The sequence below is a fragment of the Elusimicrobiota bacterium genome (assembly GCA_016722575.1).
GTDB lineage: Bacteria > Elusimicrobiota > Elusimicrobia > FEN-1173 > FEN-1173 > JADKIY01.
In genome coordinates, this window is the sequence record JADKIY010000006.1 from 434,849 (window position 1) to 455,997 (window position 21,149).

A 21,149-nucleotide genomic window follows, 5' to 3' on the forward strand; every position below is an offset into this window, starting at 1 on the left:
TCCCGCTTTGTCCTATCCATACTCTTATTGGGGGTCGCTTCCATGTCGCCTAAAGATTCCGCCGCCGCCGGTTACGCCGATCTTCGCGCCCGGGCCGAAAAATTTTACGAGGAAAAATCCTTCCGTCAGTCCCACGAGCTCTACGAACAGGCCGCGGACCTTTCCCTGTCCCCATCGGAAAAAATCTGGGTGGCCTTCCGCCGGGCCGACACGGCCTGGCGGGAGGAGTCCTCCGGCGGGACGCCGGACAACCAGCGGGTTCAGCAATCCCGGGAAACCCTTCAAGCGCTTTTAAACGACAAGGCCTCCGCCGACTGGCCCGAGGCCACCCGCGCCTGGATCAACGAAAGCCTGGGGGATTCCTATTGGGAGCCGGTCAATTCCCGCAACTGGTACATGGGTTGGAATTTTTACCAGAAGGCCTGTGAGCTTTGGGCGGGTTCGACGGACCTGGAAACGGCTCGCCGGGAGTATCTGCGCCTGGCCTGGAAGGCGATGGAGCCCCCGTCGGTGCCGGAATACTACACCTACGGCTATTACGGCAACTGGCTGCCCGTGGCCGTGGCGCGGAACGTGGCGCGCCTGGCGGTCACGCCCGAGGACCGGGCCCGGGCCCAGTATTTGCTGGCCCTGTCCCTTCGGCAGCAGGGGGGGCGGTCCGCCCTGGTGATCGACGCCTTTGAAAAATCCCTGGCCGCCGCCAAGACGGCCTATTACGACGACGCGCTCTTCGCTCTGGCCCAAACCTACGAAAACGGCGGGCGCCGCGTGCGCCGGGACGGCCGCTGGGAGGAGGAGCCGGATTACGTCAAGGCCCTGGCTCTCTACCAACGGCTCACGAAGGAATTCAAGAAATCCGAAAGCCGCTATTGGGACCAGGCCCAGGAGAGCGCCAAAAACATCACGGAGCCCGAACTGTCCGTGAGCGTCGGGAACATGTTTTTGCCCAACGGCAAGCCGACCTACCAAATTTCCTGGCGCAACGTGACCGACGTCAAATTCCGGCTGGAAAAAATGGACCCCCTGGCCGATTTCGCCCCCAAATCCGACGACTCGCCGTCCAATTGGGTCGACGGGTTGCGGAAAGGCGGCAAAACCGTGCGCCAGTGGGAGAAGGCCTTCACCGCCCCGGAGCACGCCCCCGGCAACGAAACCGTGACCATGGAGGAGCCCCTGCCCGCGGGCGCCTACCTCTTGACCGCCACCAGCGGCAAGCTGACCCATCGGGAAATCATTTTGGTGACCGACGCCTTGGCGTTGACCCGGGCCTACCCCGGCAAGGTCGCGGTGTTCGCGGCGGACGCCCGTTCGGGCGCGCCCCTGGCCGAGGCCGTCGTGGCCTTTTGGGAGCGGCAATACAATTCGAGCAAATCGGAATACGAGTGGCACCGGAAAGACGGCCGGACCGGCGCGGACGGGTTGGCCACTTTCGACGTGACGGGGAGCGGCGGGCGGGAAACCTTTGTGGCGGTCAAAAAGGGCGAGCGCGTGGCCGTGGCGGTGACGAGCGCCCAACCGGCGGAATCGGACGCCGCGGGCTGGCGCGTTTACGTGCACACGGACCGTCCGGCCTACCGGCCCGAGGACACCGTCAAGTGGAAAGCCGTGGTTCGCCGCACCCGGGGCGGGGGGTACGAACTGCCGGGGCGCGACACGATCAAATACCGCCTCACCGATCCCCGGGGGACGGTGCTTAAAGAGGGCTCGGGGGCTTTGAACGCCTTCGGCGCGCTCTGGGGCGAGGTGGCGCTCTCGGCGGACACGCCGCTCGGCATGTATCAAATCCAATTTCTGACGGCCAACAACGACACGATCGGTTCGGCGTCCCTCTTCCGCCTGGAGGAGTACAAACTGCCGGAATTTAAAGTGGCGGTGGAACCCGCCGAAGACGGGGGAAAACCCCGGCTGTACCGCCCCGGCGACACGCTGGAAGCCACCGTCAACGTGGAATATTACTTCGGCGGCGCGGTGGCCAACGCCGATGTTGAAATCGTCGTCACGCAATCGCCCTATTACCGGTATTTTCCCCGGGACCGGCGCTACCCCTGGTTTTTCGAGGACGAAAACCCCTGGAACAACTACGGCGGCGGCTCCGAAATGTTGCGGCAAACCTTGAAAACCGACGCCGAGGGGCGCGCGGTGGTCCGGGTGGAGACCGAGGAAGGCGACGGCGGGGATTTGCAATACCGCATCGAAGCCCGGGTGCGGGACGCCTCCCGACGGGAAGTGGTGGGTTCCGGCGCGGTGCGCGTGTCGTCCCAGCGCTACGCGGCGAATTTGACCACGGACCACGTGATTTACCGGCCCCAGGACCGGGTGACCTTGAACCTGGTGACGCGCGACGTGAACGACCGCCCCGTTCGGGCGGAGGGGCGCCTGCGGGTCATCCGCGACCGTTGGGTGGAGGTCTGGGAAGGCGTTGACGGAAAGACCCGCCGCTGGGAAGCGGGAACCGCCTACCCCACGGATTTCGCCAAGGACCGGGCCCGGTGCCTACGGCGCGGCTACGAAAGCGAAGAGGTGTTGAAGCAAAGCCTGGACACCAACGAGGCGGGCGAAGGGGCCTTGACCTTTGCCGCTCCGGGGGTGGGCTATTACCGCGCGGTGTGGGAAGGGGCGGACGAACCCACCAACGTCATTGCCCAGGCGACCCTGTGGGTGGCCACGAAGGACCAAGCGGTGATCGGCCACCAGCCGGGCGGGTTGGATATTTTGTTGGACAAAGACACCGTGAAGGCCGGCGGGCCCTTGAGCGTGCTGGTGATGGCGCCGGCCACGGGGCGTTTCGTGCTCTTCGGCGTGGAGGCCGGGGGGTTGGAAAGCCTGAAGCTCCTCTCCATGGACGGGGCGGTCAAGATGGTGGAGGTGCCGGTGGGGGAAAAGCACATTCCCAACTTCTTCCTCTCGGCCACCATGGTGTCGGACTATGAAATTTCGGAAGTGAACAAGGAAGTCGTCGTTCCGCCGGAGGACAAGTTTCTGACCGTGGAAGTGAAGCCCGACAACGCGGACCACAAGCCCGGCGAGGCCGGGAAATGGACCGTGACGACCAAAGACCGGGCGGGGAAGCCCGTGCCGGCGGACGTGTCCTTCGCCGTGTCCGACGAAGCGGTGAGCGCCATTCAAGCCGATCTCGCGGGGGACCCGCGGCCGTTTTTCTACGGGCAAAAAAGGTATGCCCGCGTGCGGTCCGGGTCCACCCTGGGGTGGCGGAACTTCCGGTTGGCGACGGGGGAGACGAACGGGGAAACGGAAGGCTCCATGGACGATAAGGGAAGTGCGCTCTCCGGGTCCATGCGGGCGCGGCGGTCGGGCGGCATGGCCCTCGGCGGCATGAAAATGAAAAAGAGCATGGCCCGGGATGAAATGATGGAGGAAAAGTCGGAGATGCAGGCCGTCCCGGCGCCTTCCGTGGCCAAAAGCGGATTGGAGCAGGAGAAAGATGCCGACTCGCCCGGAGGGGAGCCCGCGGTGCAGGTGCGGCAGAATTTCTCGGCCACGGCTTTCTGGCAACCCGACCTTCAAACCGGGGCCGACGGCGAGGCCACGGTGTCCATGAAGTTCCCGGACACGCTGACCTCCTGGCAAGGGCACGCCCGGGCTTTTACCACGGCGACCCAGGTGGGCGAGGCCAAGGCCTCGGTGCGGACGCGGGCGCCGCTCATGGTGCGACTGCAAGCGCCGCGGTTTTTCGTGGTGGGGGACGAGGTGACTCTCTCGGCCCTGGTGAACAACGTGACGGACCGGGACATGAGCGTGCAGGTGTCCCTGGCCGCGGGCGACGGGCTCTCGGGCCCCTCGGGGGCGGAGCGCTTCACCGTGCCCACCGGGGGCGAGGCGCGGCTGGACCGACGGTTTAAGGTGGTCAAGCCGGGCCCCGTGAAAGTCACGGCCAAGGCCTGGGCCGACGGCGCCGCCGACGCCATGGAGAAAACCTACCCGGTCTACGACCACGGCATTCAAAAATTCCTTTCCAAGTCCGGCAAGGTGCGGGGCGACAACGCCACCATCCGCCTGGACCTGCCGCCGCGCCGGGAAGAGGGGACGGATTTCAAAGTTCGCCTGTCTCCCAGCTTGGCGGGGACGCTGTTGGACGCTCTGCCCTACTTGATCCAATACCCCTACGGTTGCACGGAGCAGACTTTGAGCCGCTTTTTGCCCGCCGTGGTGGTGAAGAAAGCCCTGACGGACCTGGGCCTCTCGCCCGCGGACATCGAAGGCAAAATGTTCGGCGGCCTGGAGCCCGGCGCCAAGGAACCCAAACCCGACGCCCAGGGCCGCACGCCCGGGCTGGGAGAACTGAACAAAGTGGTTCGCGCGGGGTTGGACCGGCTTTACGACTTCCAACATTCCGACGGGGGCTGGGGCTGGTGGAAGGAAGGCACCTCGGACCTCTATATGACGGCCTACGCCGTCTGGGGGCTCACCTTGACGGAACGGGCGGGGATTTCCATCCGCACCGGCGTCGTGGAGAAGGGCCAGACCTTTTTGGCCAACAACCTGGTCAAGGCGGAGAACTCGCCGGAGCTTCAGGCTTGGATGGTCCAGGCCCTGGCCGCGGCCATGGACCTGACGGGCAAAAAGAAAACCGCCCTTCCGCCCCTGGACACCGCCCTGGACAACCTCTGGCAAAAACGGGAGAAGCTCGGCTCTTTCGGCCGGGCGCTCACGGCCCTGGCCTACGCCCATCGCGGCAACGACGAGCGGGCCAAAATATTGGCCCAGAACCTGGAGAACGGCCTGCGGGTCGATGTCCGCCCCGACACCTCTGTCTTGGAAAAGGCCGGGAACGCCCCGGCGGAACTGATGCAAACCGCCCACTGGGGCCAGGCCGCCGGCTATTGGCGCTGGTGGGACGGGGCGGGGGAATCCACCGCCTTTGGCCTCTTGGCCCTCTTGGAGATCGACCCGACCAACGAGCGCATCGAGCCCGTGGTCAACTGGCTGGTCAAGGAGCGCCGGGCCGGGCGGTGGTCCAACACCCGGGACACGGCGTACTCCATCCTGGCCTTGACCAGCTACTTGCAAAAGTCCAAGGAGCTGGAGGGCGACGTGACGGTGCGCATTCTGGTCAACGGCCGGAAAGTCGGCGAGGCCCGCTTCGACGCCAAAAAGAGCCTGTCCCAGCCCACGGTGTGGAAGGTGGAGCGGTCCATGCTCAAGGAAGGGGCCAACGAGATTCGATTGGAAAAAAGCGGGAGCCGCCCGGTGTATTTCTCGGTCGACGCCACGTTCTTCTCTCTGGAAGAACCCATCGCCGCCGCCGGCAACGAGCTCTTCGTCCGCCGCCGCTACGACCGGTGGAAAGGGAAGCCCACATTGCTCAAGGGCATCCAATACGAGCCGGAGCTTTTGGCCGACAAAGGCCGGGTGAAAAGCGGCGAGCGCGTCTTGGCGACCCTCACCCTGGAAAGCAAGACCGACCAGGAATACCTGATGATCGAGGACTTGAAACCCGCGGGCCTGGAGGCCGTCCAGATTCAAAGCGGCCAGCCCCTCTACGCCCGGGAGATCAACCCCAAAACGAAAGTCCCCACGGGCCGCACCGCCTGGGTTTACCAGGAACTGCGGGACCGGAAGGTGGCCCTCTTCATCGACAAACTGCCCCAGGGCCTCTGGGAGCTGAGCTACGACCTGCGCGCCGAAGCCCCCGGCGAGTTCCACGCCCTGCCCACGATCGGCGAAGCCATGTACATCCCCGAGATCCGCGGCAACAGCGACGAAGTGCGCATGACCGTCGAGGATTAAAGCAACCGTCTTGCCAGCTTGGGCCGATTGGCCTATCATATGTCCGACGTAAATCGGAATTGCGAGTTCTTTGTTAGAATCTCCGCAGCCACATAAATTAGCAAGTCACCGACCTCCCCCCTTGCCCGTCATTCCGGCATGCCTCTGGCCGGAATCCAGGGGGGATTATTACCGTCGGAGAAAAATTCTGGATTCCGGACAAAATCATTCCGGAATGACGAACGAGATGGTTTTTTTCGACACGGTGTGAGGTTGGAGTATCAAAACGCGGGTCCTTGGCCTAAATCAGCCAAGGCTGCACACACGATTAAACTTAGTAGGAGTGTGCTGGCCCTGGCACGAATTAGCAAGGGCTCCGGACATTTTTACCACTAGTTTTAAAAACGCGGGTGCCCTGGCCCAAGGCAGCCAGGGCTACCGCACTTTTCACCACAAATTGTTGCGGGTGTAGTTCAATGGTAGAACGGCAGCCTTCCAAGCTGCACACGTGGGTTCGATTCCCATCACCCGCTCCACTTCAAGGAAGAAAGCCGGGCCCGATCTGGGCCCGGCTTTCTGTTTAAATGCGCGGGTAGCCCCGATAGGTTTCGATCGGGGCATCACCGTTTCGCTCCATCCTCTATTTTTAAAGAAGAAAGCCGGGCCCGATCTGGGCCCGGCTTTCTGTTTAAATGCGCGGGTAGCCCCGATAGGTTTCGATCGGGGCATCACGATCTCCACTGAATGTTTGAAATCGCCCTTGATGGTTTGGTCAAGGGCCCGTTTGCGACATGCCTTTAATGTTTTCACGGTGTGGCGGCGCCAACAGCGCATCTGGAGGGGCATCACGATCTCCGTTAAATCTATGAAATCGCCCTTGATGGTTTGGTCAAGGGCCCGGTGGCGACGTGCCTTCATTGAATATTGATTAGCCCCATCGGTTTTTCCACCGACGAAGCGGCGGAAAAGGAAATTAGTAGACTGTCCTTGTTGCTCCATGATTCCTCGCGAGGTGTTCGATGCCCCCGGTGATATTGCCTTACACGTACATCCTTCCAGAATGGAGGGAGGTCGCTCATTTTCCACCGCGCCCGGAGGACCCGCCTTTTTTCCTTATACCGTTTGTTGTGCGCGGTTACCCGTCGTCGCAGAGGGAGGACGCCATCCTGGTGGTGACCAACCACACCACGCAGGACCTCTACATTCGAATCACCCTTTTCGACTTGGACGGCAATGAAATGCACCGAGCCAAATTGGCCGGGGTCGGCGGGGGAAACCTATTCCCGGATTTTGGTTTTCCCCTGACCGCCACGGTGCGACCGTTGAACCAAGTTCGATTGGTGATGGATCCCATCGGAAGCGGAAATCAACGGTTTAAGTTTGGCTGGGGCCGCATTCATACCTCGTTTCCTGTTGCGCTTACGGCCTACGTGTGGAACGTATTGCCCAAAGGAATCGAAATGCGCACCATCCCGGTTGTGCCGCTGGAGAGCCTCGTCCCCGATAATGCGGGAACAAGTTCGGCGAACCCGGCGCCCCCTCCGGCTCGTCCCGGAACGGTTGGCCCCCCGCCGCCCCTTCCGCCGTCGACCGGCGTTCCCGGCGCCCCCCTGCCGGCGGTCGTGTTGGACGCCATTCCGCCGGCGATCGATGCCTCCTTTCATTTCAAAAGCTGGGAAGATCGCCTTCGGGCGGACGCCGAATCGATGGAAGCGGCCCGTCGGGTCAGAGAGCCCTTGCTTAAAAGGCTGTTGCGCGCGTTCCTGGACCGGTAACGTCTTCGGGATTTGCCCGTCCGCCAGTGCCCGGGGGGATTGGGTTTGGCGGCCCCACCTCATTTAAGCGCGAAACCCCCGCCGACATAAGTCGGCGGGGGTTTCGTTTTACGGGAGCGTGAATTTATTGGCCGGGACTTTTCGCCCATCGCGGGGACACCGGCCAATGCCTTTGAGGGCGCTTTAAATAATTGTGCGTCGCCGCCCTTGGGGGGACTCCCCCGCTTCTTATTTCATTTCCCTTTGACGCGGTTGAAACGCTCCAGCATCTTGGCTTGACGGATGGGTTTGGCGTCCTCCATCTTTCCGTTCGTGCTGGTGCCGCAGGTCTTGTAGTTTTGGCCGGTGGAGTGGATCCAATGGAATTGCAGGGTCACGTTCTTCCGCACGCCCTCAAAGCGCTGGGACAGCGCCGGCAGGCATTGGCCCTGGCAGGGGGACAGTTCCGTGAAAATCCGCGTGACCGCCTCTTTGGGGATTTTCTGGGACGTCATGTAGGCCAGGATGTTTTGCTCCGAATGGGCCCCCGAGGAGTTGAACCATTGGGTCTTCCTCTTCCCTTTCTCGTTCCATTCCAGCACGGCGACGTTGCCGGTGGGGGACGGCTTGGCCTTGTAGGCGGCGTCCAGTTCGGTTTCAAAATCCGTGGTCCCGTAGGCTTCGATGCAGGCGGTGGGGAAAACGTCGTTCGCCGCCGCGGGGGGAGGCGCGCTCGCGTTCGCTCCCTCGGCGGGGGTGGAACTCTCCGGGCCGGCTTCTTCGTCATTTTTGGGCTTTTCCGCGGGTTCGTCCCGGGTGACGGAGGCGTCGTGAAATTCGTCTTTCCCGTCTTTCTTGGCGATGGTGAAGCAATAGGCCACGTTGCCGTGGACCTCCGCCCGGGAGAATTTGAAGGCCCCCGTTTCGTCGACTTTGTTCCGGCAGGCCTCTTCCGGGGAGCCGCAGCCCCCCTCCCAGGTGTCTCCCGCCCGGACCGGGGAAATTGATCCGAGCATTGACGCGAGGATTAGGCTGAGGAAGGCCAAAGGCACCTTCATTGGGGGACGCGTGCGATCGTGCATCATGGGGGGGGGACCTCTCCGTGGATTTTGGGCGATTATACCGATTAAAAGATGGGTTGGTTCCCCGGGGCCAAATTCCCCGGCGCCTTTGTGAAAGGGCGCGACGGGCGCCTGGGGGGTGGCTCCAAGAAAACCGGAACGCGGTCCAAAGGATATAATGGGGATGGTGGGGAGGTGGCGTCCACCAATTTACCGTGTGACGGAAATAAACGCCATTTGATCCTCAATCGTTGAAGCGGGTTGCAAACAGGGGCAAAGCCAAATGAATCGAATTTTCATTTTCGCGGTAGTGATGTTGGGAGGGGCATCCCTTTGTCGTGCGGAGTTGCCCGGGATGGCGCCTTGCCGCGCCGCCTACGAATCCTTCGACTCGTGGAAAGTGTTCGACGCCTGCGGTCAACTGGTCGCCGACGGAGAAGAACCCGTGGACGCCAACGTGTGGGACTGGCTGATGCTCGCGCAAATACACGTCAACGACGCGGAGTCGAACTGGGACAACATCCGAAACCTCCGGAAAAAGTCGCAAATGTCCGGGCAACGAACAGGGTCCTTGGTCTTGGCCAAAATCGAAGGGGCCGACGACAAGAAAAGGGAAAAGGAACTCTTCGGGGAGATTCGTTCGTTCGGGCCGTGGTTCAACGTCTATGCGCACAGTCGACACACGGACGACTGGAAGGCGTACCACGCGCTGCACAATAAATACGCGAAGAAAATATCCCCCGCGTTCGATCCGGAAAAAATGCGCGAAAATATTCGCGCGCTTGCCGAGGCCAAAAAGTGGGGGGAAGCGCTGCGTGTCTCCGCCGCGCTGATCGCCTATGAGCCCACCCCGGAGAATTACGGACTCCGCGGCGACGTGCAGTTCGCCGCGGGCAACGATCTGTACGCCTCGTACAATTATAAGGTGGCCTCCTTTTTGAAAAAGGACGTTATTGCGTTCCTGAAGTTCAGCGCCAAGCAGGAGGAGGCCTACCGGTCGTTCACCGCCAAGCGGGGGAGCGCCAAGCCCGGAACCCTTCTGGAAATGATGGCGCCGATGGCCTCCTACGTCCGGGAAAAAGGAAACCTGGAACCCAAATATTCATCGATCGGCCTGCGCACCCAATGGCAGGCGGACGGCTCGCTCCGGCTTTGGTCGCGGAGTTCCGAGGGGGTTTATCTCCTTCCCGACGGCGTCCGCTATCAAAAAGCGCTGGTGGACGGAAAACGCGGCCCCGTGGAGTCTCCCAAGGAAATGCCCAGCGGCAAACGCCTTTATCCTTGGACCGAATTCGAAGGCCTCGCGTGGTTTCCTCCCGACGCGCTCCCCTGGACTCCCTTCGGTTCGTTTTATTTCGGTCCGTTGACCGCCTTTGTCCCGGAGTCGGAGGGGTATTTCGTGAGGGCCGACGAATACAATCAACTCGAAGGCCCCTTCTTCTATGGCCAACCCTGGAGAGAGGTGAAGGAAGTGTCGCGCGCGGTGGAGGGCGATAAAACCATCGTCACATACACCGACGGGCTGATGGTCACCACGGAGTCCGCCCGCCAGGCCCGCATCGACATCCCCGGCGCGGGATGGTTTCAAGGCGATATCAAGAACAATTTTTTCCCTTACACGGGCGTTTTAACACGCGAAGACGGCAAATGGTCGCTCTTCTACGAAGGCGCTATTCGCGGAACCACCTACAAAGGAAAAGAGGAATACCACAAGGTGGACCTCTACAGCGGCGTAAAGCTCAACGCCAACGGGGATGTCGTTTACCACAAGCAAATAGGGGACGACCATACCTGGATCACTTATCCGGCCTATGGCGGGCGGCCCCTCACAACCATGGAAACGATTAAACCCGATTGGGCCGCCTTCGAAGCGGCCCGGGAGGCCCAGGCCGAAAAAGAAGCGCAGGACGAGTTGTACCGTGAAGGCATGAGATACGTGCCGGAAAATTCGGTTCAAATCTGCACCCGGTGCAATGGGACGGGGCGCCTTTGGCAAGGCGGCGGCGCCAGCCAGGAGCGGGTCTCCGCGCCGAGCGGCTCCAACTCCTCGCAACGGGAGGATTTTTACAATTCCGCCTCCAGCGTGCGCACCAACTACAGCTCCGGCTCCATGGGGATATGCCCCGTGTGCAACGGCACGGGGCGTCCGTAGCGGGGGGCATCGGAAAGTTGAGGTTCAAAATATGAAACGAATTTCTTGCGTCGTCGTTTTCATTCTTGTTGGCTTTGTGATCTCGGGGGGAGCGGCGTCCCCCCAAATGCAGGCCTGCCGCGCGGCTTATGAGACCAAGGACCCGTGGAAAGTGTTTGAAACCTGCGGGCAATTAATTGCCGATGGCGACCTGCCGGCAGACGCCAACGTTTGGGACTGGCTTGCTCTCGCCGAACGTCAGGTCGATAACGAAGAGCCCAACTGGGGAATCATTAAGGAGTATTGGAGACGGTCGGAAGAGTCCGGCCAGAAAACGGGGCGAATGGCGTTCAAAAATTATGACGACGCCAAGGGCGAACAGGTCCGCAACGAGGAATTCAAGAAAATCGCGGCCTACGGCCCATGGATGATGTCTTACGCCTACAGCCACCGGGCCCACACGTATAGAAGAGGGAACAATTTAAAACAGGCCATTGCCGATATGACCCAGGCGATCAAACTGGCTCCGCATTACAAGGATTATTTTAGTCGGTCGGAATGGTATGAAGCCTTCGGAAAATACCCGGCCCAAAATAAGGATTTGCTCGACGCCGTCAAACTCTCCGAATCCGTCGGAAACTTGAATTCCAATGCCCACACAAAAATTAAATACGACGATCCCAATGGATTCAACGCCTATATTAAAGACATGGATCCCGTGAGCCAGTACCGGCGCGGAAAGTTTCTCAAAAAAGAAACCGCGGGCGCCGTTGACTGGTGCCTGTACAATTTCCTTGGTCCCTATGAAACGGCCCTGCCGGCCTGTGAAGAGGCCGCTCGTTCAACGCCCGACGACCCGCGCGGCCACAACTATCTGGCCGCCACCCTGCTCAAACAACCCGCCCCGGATTTCGAGCGGGCCGATGCGGCGCTCGACGCGGCCCTCCGCGCCGATCCCCAATACGCCCGGGCCCTGATCAACCGGGGGGCCTCCCTTCGTTTGCAAGGGAAATTCGAGGAAGCCTTGAAAGCCATCCAGGCGGCCCTCGCCATCGACCCGGGCCTTTCCGCGCCGGCGGGATTTGCGAATTTGGGCTTTATTCACGCCGGCCTTGGGAATTTTGACGAGGCCGTTAAAAATTGGAATTTACTGCTGGCCAAAAATCCCTGGGACGACGCCGCGCTGCGCCACAAAGCCGTTGCGTTGACAAAAGCCGGGCGGTTGAACGAGGCGCTTTACGCATCGGCCCAGCTCATCGCCTACAAGCCGTTGGGGAAAAATTACGAATTGCGGGGGGATATCCAATCGGTGGCGGGCAACGACTTGTTGGCCGCGCAAAATTATTTGATCGCCATGCAAATGAACGAATCCGCCTTCAAAAAACTTTACCCCAAATGGAGCGCCGCGCGGGAAACCTTTCTGTCAAAACAAGGCGATGTGAAACCCGCGAACCTCTTGGAGGTGATCGCGCCCCTCCCCACGTATGTGCGGGAAAAGGGAAACCCGGAACCGAAATTTGTTTCAACCGGTCTTCGCACCCAGTGGCAGCCCGATGGCTCGCTCCGGTTTTGGACACAAAACGACGACGGCTTTTATCTTCTCCCGGACGGCGTGAAATTTCAAAAAGCTCTCGACAAGGGCGGCCGGGGGCCCGTTCAATCCCCGGAGGAAACCTCCGGGGGGAAACGCGTTTACCCTCTGGGGGAATTTAGCGTCGCTTGGCTGCCCAGCGATTCGTTCTATTTTGGATTGCTGGCTCCCGTGGCGCCATCGTCCAACGGGCGGCACGTGTTTGTGAATGGGATGGAATACGGCGGACCTTTTCTCTTCGGGCAATCCGTTCACGCGATGAAGGAAGTGTCCCGTCGCACCGAGGGAGATAAAGTCATCATCGCTTTCACGGATGGGGTGGTCGAAACCACCCAGCCCGGGCGCCAAGCCCGCATCGACATTCCCGGCGCGGGATGGTTTCAGGGCGACATCACTCAAAACCATCTTCCCTACACCGGCGTGTTGACGCGCGACGACGGCCAATGGTCCTTGTTTTATAAGGGAGACCTTCTGGCGACCACCCAGAAAGGGACGGCGACCACGAAATTCCCGGAGCGCGACAGCTCCATCGTCCTCCGTCAAGACGGGGAGGTGTATTACCATTTTGGAGGCGTGTGGGAGGAAAAGTCGGTCACCTACCCGGCCTCGGGCGCGGAACCCATTCGGACGGCGGGAAACGTCAAACTGCCGTCCTGGCGGGACTATGAGGAAGGCCGACGAAAGTTCGAGGAGAAAGAAGCCCTGGAAGACGCCCTTCGCGCGGCACGGAGCTACGTGCCCGAAACCACGCGCCGCGTTTGCTCCCGATGCAATGGCTCGGGCCAATTGTGGCACGCCGGCGGCGCCAGCCAGGAGCGGGTCTCCGCGCCGAGCGGCTCCAGCTCCTCGCAAAGGGAGGATTTTTACAACTCCGCCTCCAGCGTGCGCACCAACTACAGCTCCGGCTCCATGGGGATATGCCCCGTGTGCAACGGCACGGGGCGTCCGTAGCGGGGGGCGCCTGCCCCCGGAACCCCCGGCGCAAAAAGACATTTTGACGGGGCATCACGATCCCCGCTAAATCTTTGAATCGCCTGGATGCCCCGGTCAAAGCGCGTTTCCCTCCTTGGAATTCGTATGATTTCGTTAATTAAATTAGGGAGGTAACATGGACAATCTACAAGGTGGTGGCTTCGGCGGTCCGCGGGAGATGCACAAGGCGACTTGCGCGGATTGCAAGAAAGAATGCGACGTGCCCTTTAAGCCGCGCGGCGATCGCCCGGTGTATTGCAAGGATTGCTTCGCGAAACGCAAGGACAGCGGCCGCTAAGAAAAAACAGTCTCAAATTCCGGGGACAATTCGGGTGGCCCATGCTTCTTTCATGGGCTCCGAATTACACACCGCGTTGAGCGCCGGTGGGGTCCGACGTCCCCGGGATTGGGGGATTGGGGGTCGGCGGCCCCCGACGATTCTTTACCTATTCGTCGTCGCATTTGATACGATGATCGAGTAAGTTTGAGGTAAGTTTCTAACGTTGTTGGTCCGATGTAGTTGCCTTGAGGCCGCGTGGGAACACTCCCAGGCGGTTTTTTTGTGCCCTTCGTCGCCCTCCAGTATTAGCTGCTTCAAAATCTCTTACATAAGGTTGGTGAGTTTCATATGAAGGGCACAGTTAAATGGTTTAACGCCGCGAAGGGGTTCGGTTTCATCACCCCCGAGGGCGGGTCCGAAGACGTGTTCGTTCACTTCTCCGCTATCCAGAGCGAAGGCTATAAGTCTTTGGCCGACGGTCAGGCGGTGGAGTTCGAAACGGCCACGGGTCCCAAGGGCCTGCAGGCAACCGGCGTCAAGGTTTCCTAAGCTCTTAAAACAAAAGAAGGGGCCCCCGCCGGAAACGGCGGGGGCCCCTTCTTATTTTGCATCGTTCCGGGGCGGGCTTTTCGCCCTTCGCCTCCCTTATTTGAAATAGGTAAACTGTCTATATGTTCTTGGCACGGTAATACTGGTACAGGCGGGTGTGAAGTGATCGAAGAAGTTTAAAATAGTTTAATAGTTTAGAGCGTCCCGGACCCGGACTCCGGACTCTTGCCCGCCGTTGCGACGACTGAATTTGGAGGATCACATGAAGATTGAAGTCTGTGGGTCCGGATGCGCAAAGTGCTTGGAGCTTGAGAAAAGGACCCGGGCGGCCGTTTCGGCTTCGGGTTTGGAGGCCGCCGTGGAACATATTTACGATACCTCGGAAATAATCAAACGGGGCATTTATGTCACGCCGGCCTTAGTGGTCGATGGCAAAACCGTTGCCAGCGGAAAGATTCCCAGCGTTGAGGAAATCGGCGCGTTATTGGGAAAAGCGAAGTGACCGCCGCCGCTTTAATTTCCGCGGGGTTTGCGGCCATTTATGACTACGTCCTAGCCCACACGCTGTTTTGCCTGGTGCCGGCCTTCTTCATTGCTGGAGCCATGTCCGCCCTCATTCCCAAAGACCTGCTTTTGCCCTACCTGGGAAAAAATTCACCGAAATACGTCGCCTACCCCCTGGCCGTGGTCTCCGGTCTGCTCCTCGCTGTCTGCTCTTGTACGGTTCTGCCACTTTTCGCAGGCATTCGGAAGGGAGGCGCGGGGCTCGGCGCGGCCATCGCCTTCCTCTACACCGCGCCCGCCACCAACATCGTCGCCGTGCTTTATACCGGAAGCTTGATCGGTTGGGACGTGGCGATCGCGCGTATTCTGTTCTCCGTATTCTTTGCGGTCCTTATCGGACTGGCGCTGGACCGGCTTTTCCGCGAGGAAACGGCCGCGGAAAGCGCCGAGACATTCAAAAAGACGGACACCCCGCACAACACGCGGCGGTTGATCTATTTGTTCGGGGCTCTCATCGTCGTTCTCTTAGCGGGGACAAGGATTTCGGAGCCGTGGATTAAATACGCCGTTGTCGCAATATTTGTCGCTGTGTCCGTTTTCGTTTCCAGAGCTCTTTTTACGAAGGAGGAAATAAAGGGTTGGATGACGGAAAGCTGGGGATTCACGAAAACCATTTCACCGCTCTTGCTGATCGGGGTGTTCGCTTCGGGGGTCATTCGAGTTGTCTTGCCGCAGGACTATGTTTTGCAGTTTGTCGGGAGCAATTCCTTGCGGTCGGTTTTCATTCCGGTTGTGTTTGGGGTTCTGGTCTATTTCCCAACGTTGGTTGAAGTGCCCATGGCGAGGACCTTTCTTGATCTGGGAATGGCCAAGGGCCCTTTGATGGCCTACCTGCTCGCCGACCCCGTGCTGTCGCTTCCAAGCATCATTGTCGTCAGCAAGATCATGGGACTTAAACGAACGATGACCTACGTGGCCCTCATAATCCTCTTAACCGTCAGCGGGGGGTATATTTTCGGGAAATTGCAAGGATAAGTGGACTCGAGGCACAAAATAGCAGAATCGCCTCACGCCGCTTGCAGAGTTCGGGGATGCCATACTGAATTACTTTTCTTGTTGTGGTGAATTAATGTATTCCGGCTCTAGTCCGAAGGTGATTTTGAAAATAGCAGGGGGGAGGTAAGTGCGGCGTCCCCGGAACTTCATAATAGCGAAGGCTATAAGTCGTTGGCCGACGGTCAGGCGGTGGAGTTCGAGACGGCCACGGGTCCCAAGGGCCTGCAGGCAACCGGCGTCAAGGTTTCCTAAGCTCATAAAACAAAAGAAGGGGCCCCCGCCGGAAACGGCGGGGGCCCCTTCTTCTTTTACATAGATCCGGGGCGGGCTTTTCGCCCTTCGCCTCCCGTATTTGAAATAGGTAAACTGTCCCTGGAATGAAACAGACCATGATTCAGGAACTTCTTACCGGCAAGCCGCGCTTACTGGAGCCCAACCGATGAGCAAAAACCTCCCCGTTTGGCGAAACCCTGGTCTACCACGCGGAAGATAAAAAGACGCGCGTGGATGTCCGTTTTGACGGCAAAACCGCCTGGATGGACGCCCATCAAATGGGCGTTCTTTTTGGCCGGGATCGGTCGGTGATCGTCAAACACATTCACAACGTTTACGCGACCCGGGAATTGTCGCGTTCTTTAACCTGTGCAAAAAATGCACAGGTTGCCGCGGACGGAAAAGTCCGCCGGATGGACATTTACAACTTGGACATGATTTTGTCCGTGGGTTACCGGGTGAATTCCAAACAGGGCACCCGGTTCCGCCAGTGGGCCACGGAGGTGTTGCGGACGCATCTGTTGAAAGGCTACACGGTCAACGCGCGGAGGCTCAAAGAATTGAACCAGGCGGTCAAGCTGATCGCCGACATGACCGAACGCCGGGACTTCGCGGGAGACGAAGCCAAGGCCGTTCTGCGCGTGGTGAGCGATTACGGGTTGGCGTTGACTCTTTTGGACGACTACGACCACCAGCGGGTGTCGGTGCGGAACGTGACGGCGGGAAAAGTCCGCCCCATCGGCTACGAAGACCTGTCGCGGTTGGTGGAGTCCCTGCGGAAGACGTTCGGCGGGGCCGAGCTTTTTGGGCGGGAAAAAGACAACGGATTAAAAAGCGTGCTCGGCGCCGTGTTTCAGACCTTCCAAGGAAAAGACGTCTATCCCAGCCTGGAAGAGAAAGCGGCGGCGCTGTTGTATCTTTTGGTGAAAAGCCATCCGTTCGTGGACGGCAACAAGCGCATCGCCGCGACGGCGTTTTTGTGGTTTTTAGAAAACAACGGGCGGCTTTATCGGCGGGACGGCGCCAAGCGCGTGGCCGACAACGCCTTGGTGGCCATGACCCTATTGATCGCCTCCAGCCTGCCGGCCGAGAAAGACGTGTTGATGCGCGTCGTCGTCAATCTCATCGACGGGAGAAACAGGTGACCCCATCGGACCTTCCGAACGGCGACCCAAAACCCCGTCGACGCCCTGTTCACGGACAAGGCGCGGCATTCGATAGAAGACCGGGTAGCCCCGTCGCCTTCGGACGGGGCATCACGATCTCCACTAAATCCATGAATCGCCCTTTGAAGTTTTGTTTAACAATCCTCTTTTGTATTAAACGATAACGTGTTATCGCTTAATACGTAAAATGCCCCTTCGACAGATTTCAATCCCCGGGAAGGGCGGTTCCCAATTCCCTCATAAAACATGTCTTGCCGTTAAACGCAAACCACGAAATTGGACCCATAGGCAAATTGGTAAACTGTCCCTGTTATTCCCTCAAAACAAGACATATCGACCACCCCGAGCTGTTCAAATTGAACTCAAAAGGAAATTAGTAAACTGTCCCTGTTAATCCGGTTGCGACATGCCCTTTTAAACGGGCGGACAGCCCCGGAGCTTGAAACCGGCATCACCAGAATCCGTTGAGTGCTAACCATTTGAACGTCGGGGCCCGGCAATGGCGGCAATTCTACCCCTGGAAAAGGCAGGGCGGAGGGCCTAGACTTATGGCATGCGGCCAATCATTGACGTTCAGGAGTTGTCTGTCATCCGGGGGGACGTGACCGTTTTGGACCGGCTCCATTGGAAGGTGGAGGCCGGGGAGCATTGGGCGGTGTTGGGGCCCAATGGTTCGGGGAAAACGTCCCTTTTGGCGGCCTTGCCCGGGACCCTGGCACCGGACAGGGGCACCGTCGACGTCCTCGGCCACCGGCCGGGGGGGAAAGGCTGGGGAGAGGTCCGGAATCGGATTGGGGTGGTGAGCTCAAGCCTGGCGGCCCAGATCAACCCGCGCGAGGCCGCGTTGGACACCGTGAGGTCGGGGCAATACGGGGCGCTGGGATTTTTGAAGCGGTACTTCTCCAACGACCGTCGCCGGGCCCTTCGGATGATGCGTTTGACGGGGTGCCGGGAGCTGGCCGAACGGCCCTGGAGCGCCCTCTCCCAGGGCGAGAAACAACGCGTTCTCATCAGCCGGGCCCTGATGGTGCGGCCGCGGCTGCTGATCCTGGACGAGCCCTGCGCCGGGCTGGATTTCCCGGCCCGGGAGAAATTTCTGCGGTTCCTTGGGCGCTTCAGCCGGTTGCCGGGCGCGCCCACCCTGCTGCTGGCCACACACCACACCGAGGAAATATCCCCGGCTTTTAAGCACGTCCTCATCCTCAAGAAGGGCCGCGCCGTGGCCGCGGGCGGCATCGAGGAGACCCTCAACTCCGCCAACATCTCCGCCGCCTTCGGGGCCCGCCTCCGCGTGAAGTTCCGCCGGCGCCGCTTCTACATGGCCCGGGCCCGCCCGTAAGGGCGGTTTCCCCTAATAATCGGGAGATTCTTCTTACTATTCGGCGCCGCATTTGATAAAATAATCGAGTAAGTTTGAGGTAAGTTTCTAACGTTGTTGGTCCGATGCAATTGCCTTTAGGCCGCGTGGGAATACTCCCAGGCGGTTTTTTTGTGCCCTTCGTCGCCCTCCAGTATTAAGCTGCTTCAAAATCTCTTACATAAGGTTGGTGAGTTTCCATGAAGGGTACAGTCAAATGGTTTAACGCTGAGAAGGGGTTCGGTTTCATCACCCCCGAAGGCGGGACCGAAGACGTGTTCGTTCACTTCTCCGCTATCCAAAGCGAAGGCTATAAGTCTTTGGCCGACGGTCAGGCGGTGGAGTTCGAGACGACCAAGGGTCCCAAGGGCCTGCAGGCAGCCGGCGTCAAGGTTTCCTAAGCTCTTAAAACAAAAGAAGGGGCCCCCGCCGGAAACGGCGGGGGCCCCTTCTTTTGCATAGTTCGGGGCGGGCGTTATTGCCCTTCACTTCCTCTTTTTGAAATAGGTAAACTGTCCCCGGAATGGCGCGGCCCCCTGGCCTCCCCCGCCCCCCGCCCCCGCTTCCGCCAAGGGTCTCCTGTGCCGAGCAATCGGTTTTTTTAATAGGAACCTTAATCCCAAAGGTGCCCACGTGGGGTCGATTCCCATAACCCGCATCACTTGAAAGATGAATGGCGGCCCAGTTACTGGCTCGGCCTTCTGAGTGTATGTGTGGGTCATTACAATGGTTTTGAATGGGGCAACACTGGAATTTTAGCGAGGAAGAATGGGGTATACTATGGATGGTAGATTTAAAAGAATTTGATGGAGATAAGTATGGCGTCCACTCAACTCCTTCAGCAATATGTCCCCAAATAGCCCACCCGAGCGACAATCAGAAGCCCAAACACGGGTACGACTTATTGACCCTCAACTTGCGGTTGCCGAGTGGCCGATGAAAGACCGATCACTTGTCCGGTTGGAAGTCCCGGTGGATGGCTATGACGCCGCGCCCTGGAATGGAGTGACGGACTATTGCCTCTATGATTCAAGCGGCGATATTTTGGCTGTTGTGGAGGCGAAGAAGACAAGCCGCAACGCGCGAGACGCCGATGCTCAACTACAGCACTACGTGACGGAAATCGCCAAAAAACAGTCCTTTGCCCCCTTCGGGTTCATGGCCAACGGTCGGGACATCTGGTTTTGGGAAGTGGGCCTCGCCAACCCCCGGTTGGTGGCCGGGTTCTTCACTCCCGAGGACTTGGCGCGGATCAAATCCCTTCGTCTGAACCGCACGCCATTGGAGAGCACCCCCATCAATGCATCCATCGTGGACCGGCCCTATCAGCATGAAGCCATTCGCCGCGTGGCGGAGGCCTTCGCCGCCAACAAGCGCCGGGCGCTCTTGGTGATGGCGACGGGGACGGGCAAGACCCGTACCACGATGGCTTTGATTGACGTCTTCATGCGGTCCCGGCAGGCGCAGAACATCCTTTTTTTGGCGGACCGCGACGCCCTGGTTCAGCAGGCGTTAACGGACGGCTTCAAAACCCACCTGCCACACGAGCCCCGCGACCGCATTTATACCCACCAAGTCGACAAGGGGAAGCGTCTCTTCGTGGCGACGGAACAGACCATGTCCCTGTGCTTCAAAAGTTCAGCCCCGGCTTCTTCGACTTGATCGTCTTCGACGAGCCCACCGCTCCATCTTCAAGCGGTTCACGGAGGTTATGGACTACTTCGACGCCCGGATGGTTGGGTTGACGGCCACGCCCGCCAACTTCATTGAAAGGGACACCTTCCGAATCTTCGATTGCGATGCCAACGCCCCGACGTTTCTCTACGACTACCCTCAGGCCGTGAAGGATGGTTTCCTGGTGAACTTTGTCCTGTATCAGGCCCAGACAGGTTTTCAGCGGAAGGGCATCAAGGGGGTGGACCTGACGGAAGAGGAGAAAAGTGCCCTGCTGGAAAAGGGGGTTGATCCCGATGCGCTGGACTTCTCCGGGACGCAGTTGGAGGTGGACTTGACGAACAAGGACACCCTCCGAAAGCAATGGAAGAGTTCATGGAGGTCTGCCTGAAGGACCAGTCCGGTCAGTTGCCGGGCAAGACTATCGTCTTCGCCATGACGAAGACCACGCCTATCGCATCGCCCAAGTCTTTGAGGAGATGTACCCCAGCACGTAAATATGATTCAGGTTATCACTTCCAGCGTCGAACGGACGCGGGATGGTAGTTATGGCGACGGGCTCATTACCAAGTTCAAGAAGAACGACAAGCCCCGCATCGCCGTCTCGGTGGACATGCTGGACACGGGTGTTGACGTGCCGGAGGTGGTGAACCTGGTTTTTATGAAACCGGTGCAGTCGCGGATCAAGCTGTGGCAGATGATCGGCCGGGGCTCCCGGAACCATGCCGCTTGTAGGTTCTTCGACCGTCTGCCCGAAGGAAAGAAGACCGAATTCAAGATCGTCGATTTCTGGCAAAACGACTTCAATAAGCAGACGGAGGACCGTCCCGCCGCTGAAGTGCCCGTTTTGGTGTCTTTATTCAACACGCGGCTCAAACTATTGGAAAGCCAGCTTCCCGACAACACGACGGAGGTGGCCCGCCAGGCCGTGTCCGACCTGAGGGCGATGGTGACCCGCATCCCACATGAGTCGTTCCCGGTGAAAAAAGTCTGGACCCTGGTTGAACAAGCCTGGGAGGATTCGTTTTGGACGTTGGTACGCCCGCGAAGATAG

16 protein-coding genes and 1 tRNA gene are annotated in these 21,149 nt (G+C 59.5%); 16 read left to right on the forward strand and 1 reads right to left on the reverse strand.

All coding sequences use genetic code 11. From position 1 onward, the window contains the following. The first annotated feature begins 42 nt into the window (after positions 1-42). The 3 genes from IPP68_11825 (at position 43) to IPP68_11835 (ending at position 7,502) form a co-directional block, all read left to right on the forward strand. Positions 43-5,748: an alpha-2-macroglobulin gene (locus IPP68_11825; protein ID MBL0351042.1), complete on the forward strand. Its 5,706-nt coding sequence runs from the start codon at positions 43-45 to the stop codon at positions 5,746-5,748. Positions 5,749-6,189: 441 nt separating this feature from the next. Beyond that, positions 6,190-6,263 (forward strand) — tRNA-Gly (locus IPP68_11830). 636 nt (positions 6,264-6,899) lie between these two features. Then, positions 6,900-7,502, forward strand: coding sequence for a hypothetical protein (locus IPP68_11835; protein ID MBL0351043.1), 603 nt, complete (start codon positions 6,900-6,902; stop codon positions 7,500-7,502). 233 nt (positions 7,503-7,735) lie between these two features. Here the strand turns inward: IPP68_11835 and IPP68_11840 are convergent, their stop codons facing one another. Beyond that, entirely contained in the window at positions 7,736-8,497 is a 762-nt protein-coding gene (locus IPP68_11840) for a hypothetical protein (GenBank protein MBL0351044.1), read from the reverse strand. Between the two features lie 400 nt (positions 8,498-8,897). Between IPP68_11840 and IPP68_11845 the strand changes: the two genes are divergently transcribed. The 13 genes from IPP68_11845 (at position 8,898) to IPP68_11905 (ending at position 21,149) form a co-directional block, all read left to right on the forward strand. Then, entirely contained in the window at positions 8,898-10,694 is a 1,797-nt protein-coding gene (locus IPP68_11845) for a hypothetical protein (GenBank protein MBL0351045.1), read from the forward strand. 31 nt (positions 10,695-10,725) lie between these two features. Beyond that, positions 10,726-13,215, forward strand: coding sequence for a tetratricopeptide repeat protein (locus IPP68_11850; GenBank protein MBL0351046.1), 2,490 nt, complete (start codon positions 10,726-10,728; stop codon positions 13,213-13,215). Between the two features lie 157 nt (positions 13,216-13,372). Then, positions 13,373-13,534, forward strand: a complete 162-nt coding sequence (locus IPP68_11855) for a DNA-directed RNA polymerase (protein MBL0351047.1) — start codon at positions 13,373-13,375, stop codon at positions 13,532-13,534. A 330-nt stretch (positions 13,535-13,864) separates the two neighbouring features. After that, positions 13,865-14,065, forward strand: coding sequence for a cold-shock protein (locus IPP68_11860; GenBank protein ID MBL0351048.1), 201 nt, complete (start codon positions 13,865-13,867; stop codon positions 14,063-14,065). Positions 14,066-14,327: 262 nt separating this feature from the next. After that, entirely contained in the window at positions 14,328-14,567 is a 240-nt protein-coding gene (locus IPP68_11865) for a TM0996/MTH895 family glutaredoxin-like protein (GenBank protein MBL0351049.1), read from the forward strand. Beyond that, entirely contained in the window at positions 14,564-15,604 is a 1,041-nt protein-coding gene (locus IPP68_11870) for a permease (GenBank protein ID MBL0351050.1), read from the forward strand. Before IPP68_11865 ends, IPP68_11870 begins: the two co-directional genes overlap by 4 nt. A gap of 192 nt (positions 15,605-15,796) precedes the next feature. After that, positions 15,797-15,877: a hypothetical protein gene (locus IPP68_11875; GenBank protein MBL0351051.1), complete on the forward strand. Its 81-nt coding sequence runs from the start codon at positions 15,797-15,799 to the stop codon at positions 15,875-15,877. 284 nt (positions 15,878-16,161) lie between these two features. Further along, positions 16,162-17,043, forward strand: a complete 882-nt coding sequence (locus IPP68_11880; protein MBL0351052.1) for a type II toxin-antitoxin system death-on-curing family toxin — start codon at positions 16,162-16,164, stop codon at positions 17,041-17,043. 574 nt (positions 17,044-17,617) lie between these two features. Beyond that, complete coding sequence (locus IPP68_11885) at positions 17,618-18,403, forward strand: ATP-binding cassette domain-containing protein (protein ID MBL0351053.1); 786 nt, start codon at positions 17,618-17,620, stop codon at positions 18,401-18,403. Positions 18,404-18,621: 218 nt separating this feature from the next. Next, entirely contained in the window at positions 18,622-18,822 is a 201-nt protein-coding gene (locus IPP68_11890; GenBank protein MBL0351054.1) for a cold-shock protein, read from the forward strand. A gap of 535 nt (positions 18,823-19,357) precedes the next feature. Further along, a complete protein-coding gene (locus tag IPP68_11895) occupies positions 19,358-20,083 on the forward strand; it encodes a DEAD/DEAH box helicase family protein (protein MBL0351055.1) in 726 nt (241 codons plus the stop codon). 49 nt (positions 20,084-20,132) lie between these two features. Continuing rightward, positions 20,133-20,486, forward strand: a complete 354-nt coding sequence (locus tag IPP68_11900; protein ID MBL0351056.1) for a hypothetical protein — start codon at positions 20,133-20,135, stop codon at positions 20,484-20,486. 108 nt (positions 20,487-20,594) lie between these two features. Then, the gene (locus tag IPP68_11905) at positions 20,595-21,149 is read left to right on the forward strand and encodes a hypothetical protein (GenBank protein ID MBL0351057.1); all 555 of its coding nucleotides are present in this window, start codon (positions 20,595-20,597) and stop codon (positions 21,147-21,149) included.

What these genes read in the sequence shown, in the direction of transcription:
- IPP68_11825 (MBL0351042.1), top strand. Translation starts at nt 43, where the DNA reads ATGTCGCCTAAAGATTCCGCCGCCGCCGGTTACGCCGATCTTCGCGCC.
- IPP68_11840 (MBL0351044.1), bottom strand. Translation starts at nt 8,497, where the DNA reads ATGCTCGGATCAATTTCCCCGGTCCGGGCGGGAGACACCTGGGAGGGG.
- IPP68_11845 (MBL0351045.1), top strand. Translation starts at nt 8,898, where the DNA reads ATGGCGCCTTGCCGCGCCGCCTACGAATCCTTCGACTCGTGGAAAGTG.
- IPP68_11850 (MBL0351046.1), top strand. Translation starts at nt 10,726, where the DNA reads ATGAAACGAATTTCTTGCGTCGTCGTTTTCATTCTTGTTGGCTTTGTG.
- IPP68_11855 (MBL0351047.1), top strand. Translation starts at nt 13,373, where the DNA reads ATGGACAATCTACAAGGTGGTGGCTTCGGCGGTCCGCGGGAGATGCAC.
- IPP68_11860 (MBL0351048.1), top strand. Translation starts at nt 13,865, where the DNA reads ATGAAGGGCACAGTTAAATGGTTTAACGCCGCGAAGGGGTTCGGTTTC.
- IPP68_11865 (MBL0351049.1), top strand. Translation starts at nt 14,328, where the DNA reads ATGAAGATTGAAGTCTGTGGGTCCGGATGCGCAAAGTGCTTGGAGCTT.
- IPP68_11880 (MBL0351052.1), top strand. Translation starts at nt 16,162, where the DNA reads ATGGACGCCCATCAAATGGGCGTTCTTTTTGGCCGGGATCGGTCGGTG.
- IPP68_11885 (MBL0351053.1), top strand. Translation starts at nt 17,618, where the DNA reads ATGCGGCCAATCATTGACGTTCAGGAGTTGTCTGTCATCCGGGGGGAC.
- IPP68_11890 (MBL0351054.1), top strand. Translation starts at nt 18,622, where the DNA reads ATGAAGGGTACAGTCAAATGGTTTAACGCTGAGAAGGGGTTCGGTTTC.
- IPP68_11895 (MBL0351055.1), top strand. Translation starts at nt 19,358, where the DNA reads ATGAAAGACCGATCACTTGTCCGGTTGGAAGTCCCGGTGGATGGCTAT.
- IPP68_11900 (MBL0351056.1), top strand. Translation starts at nt 20,133, where the DNA reads ATGGACTACTTCGACGCCCGGATGGTTGGGTTGACGGCCACGCCCGCC.
- IPP68_11905 (MBL0351057.1), top strand. Translation starts at nt 20,595, where the DNA reads ATGATTCAGGTTATCACTTCCAGCGTCGAACGGACGCGGGATGGTAGT.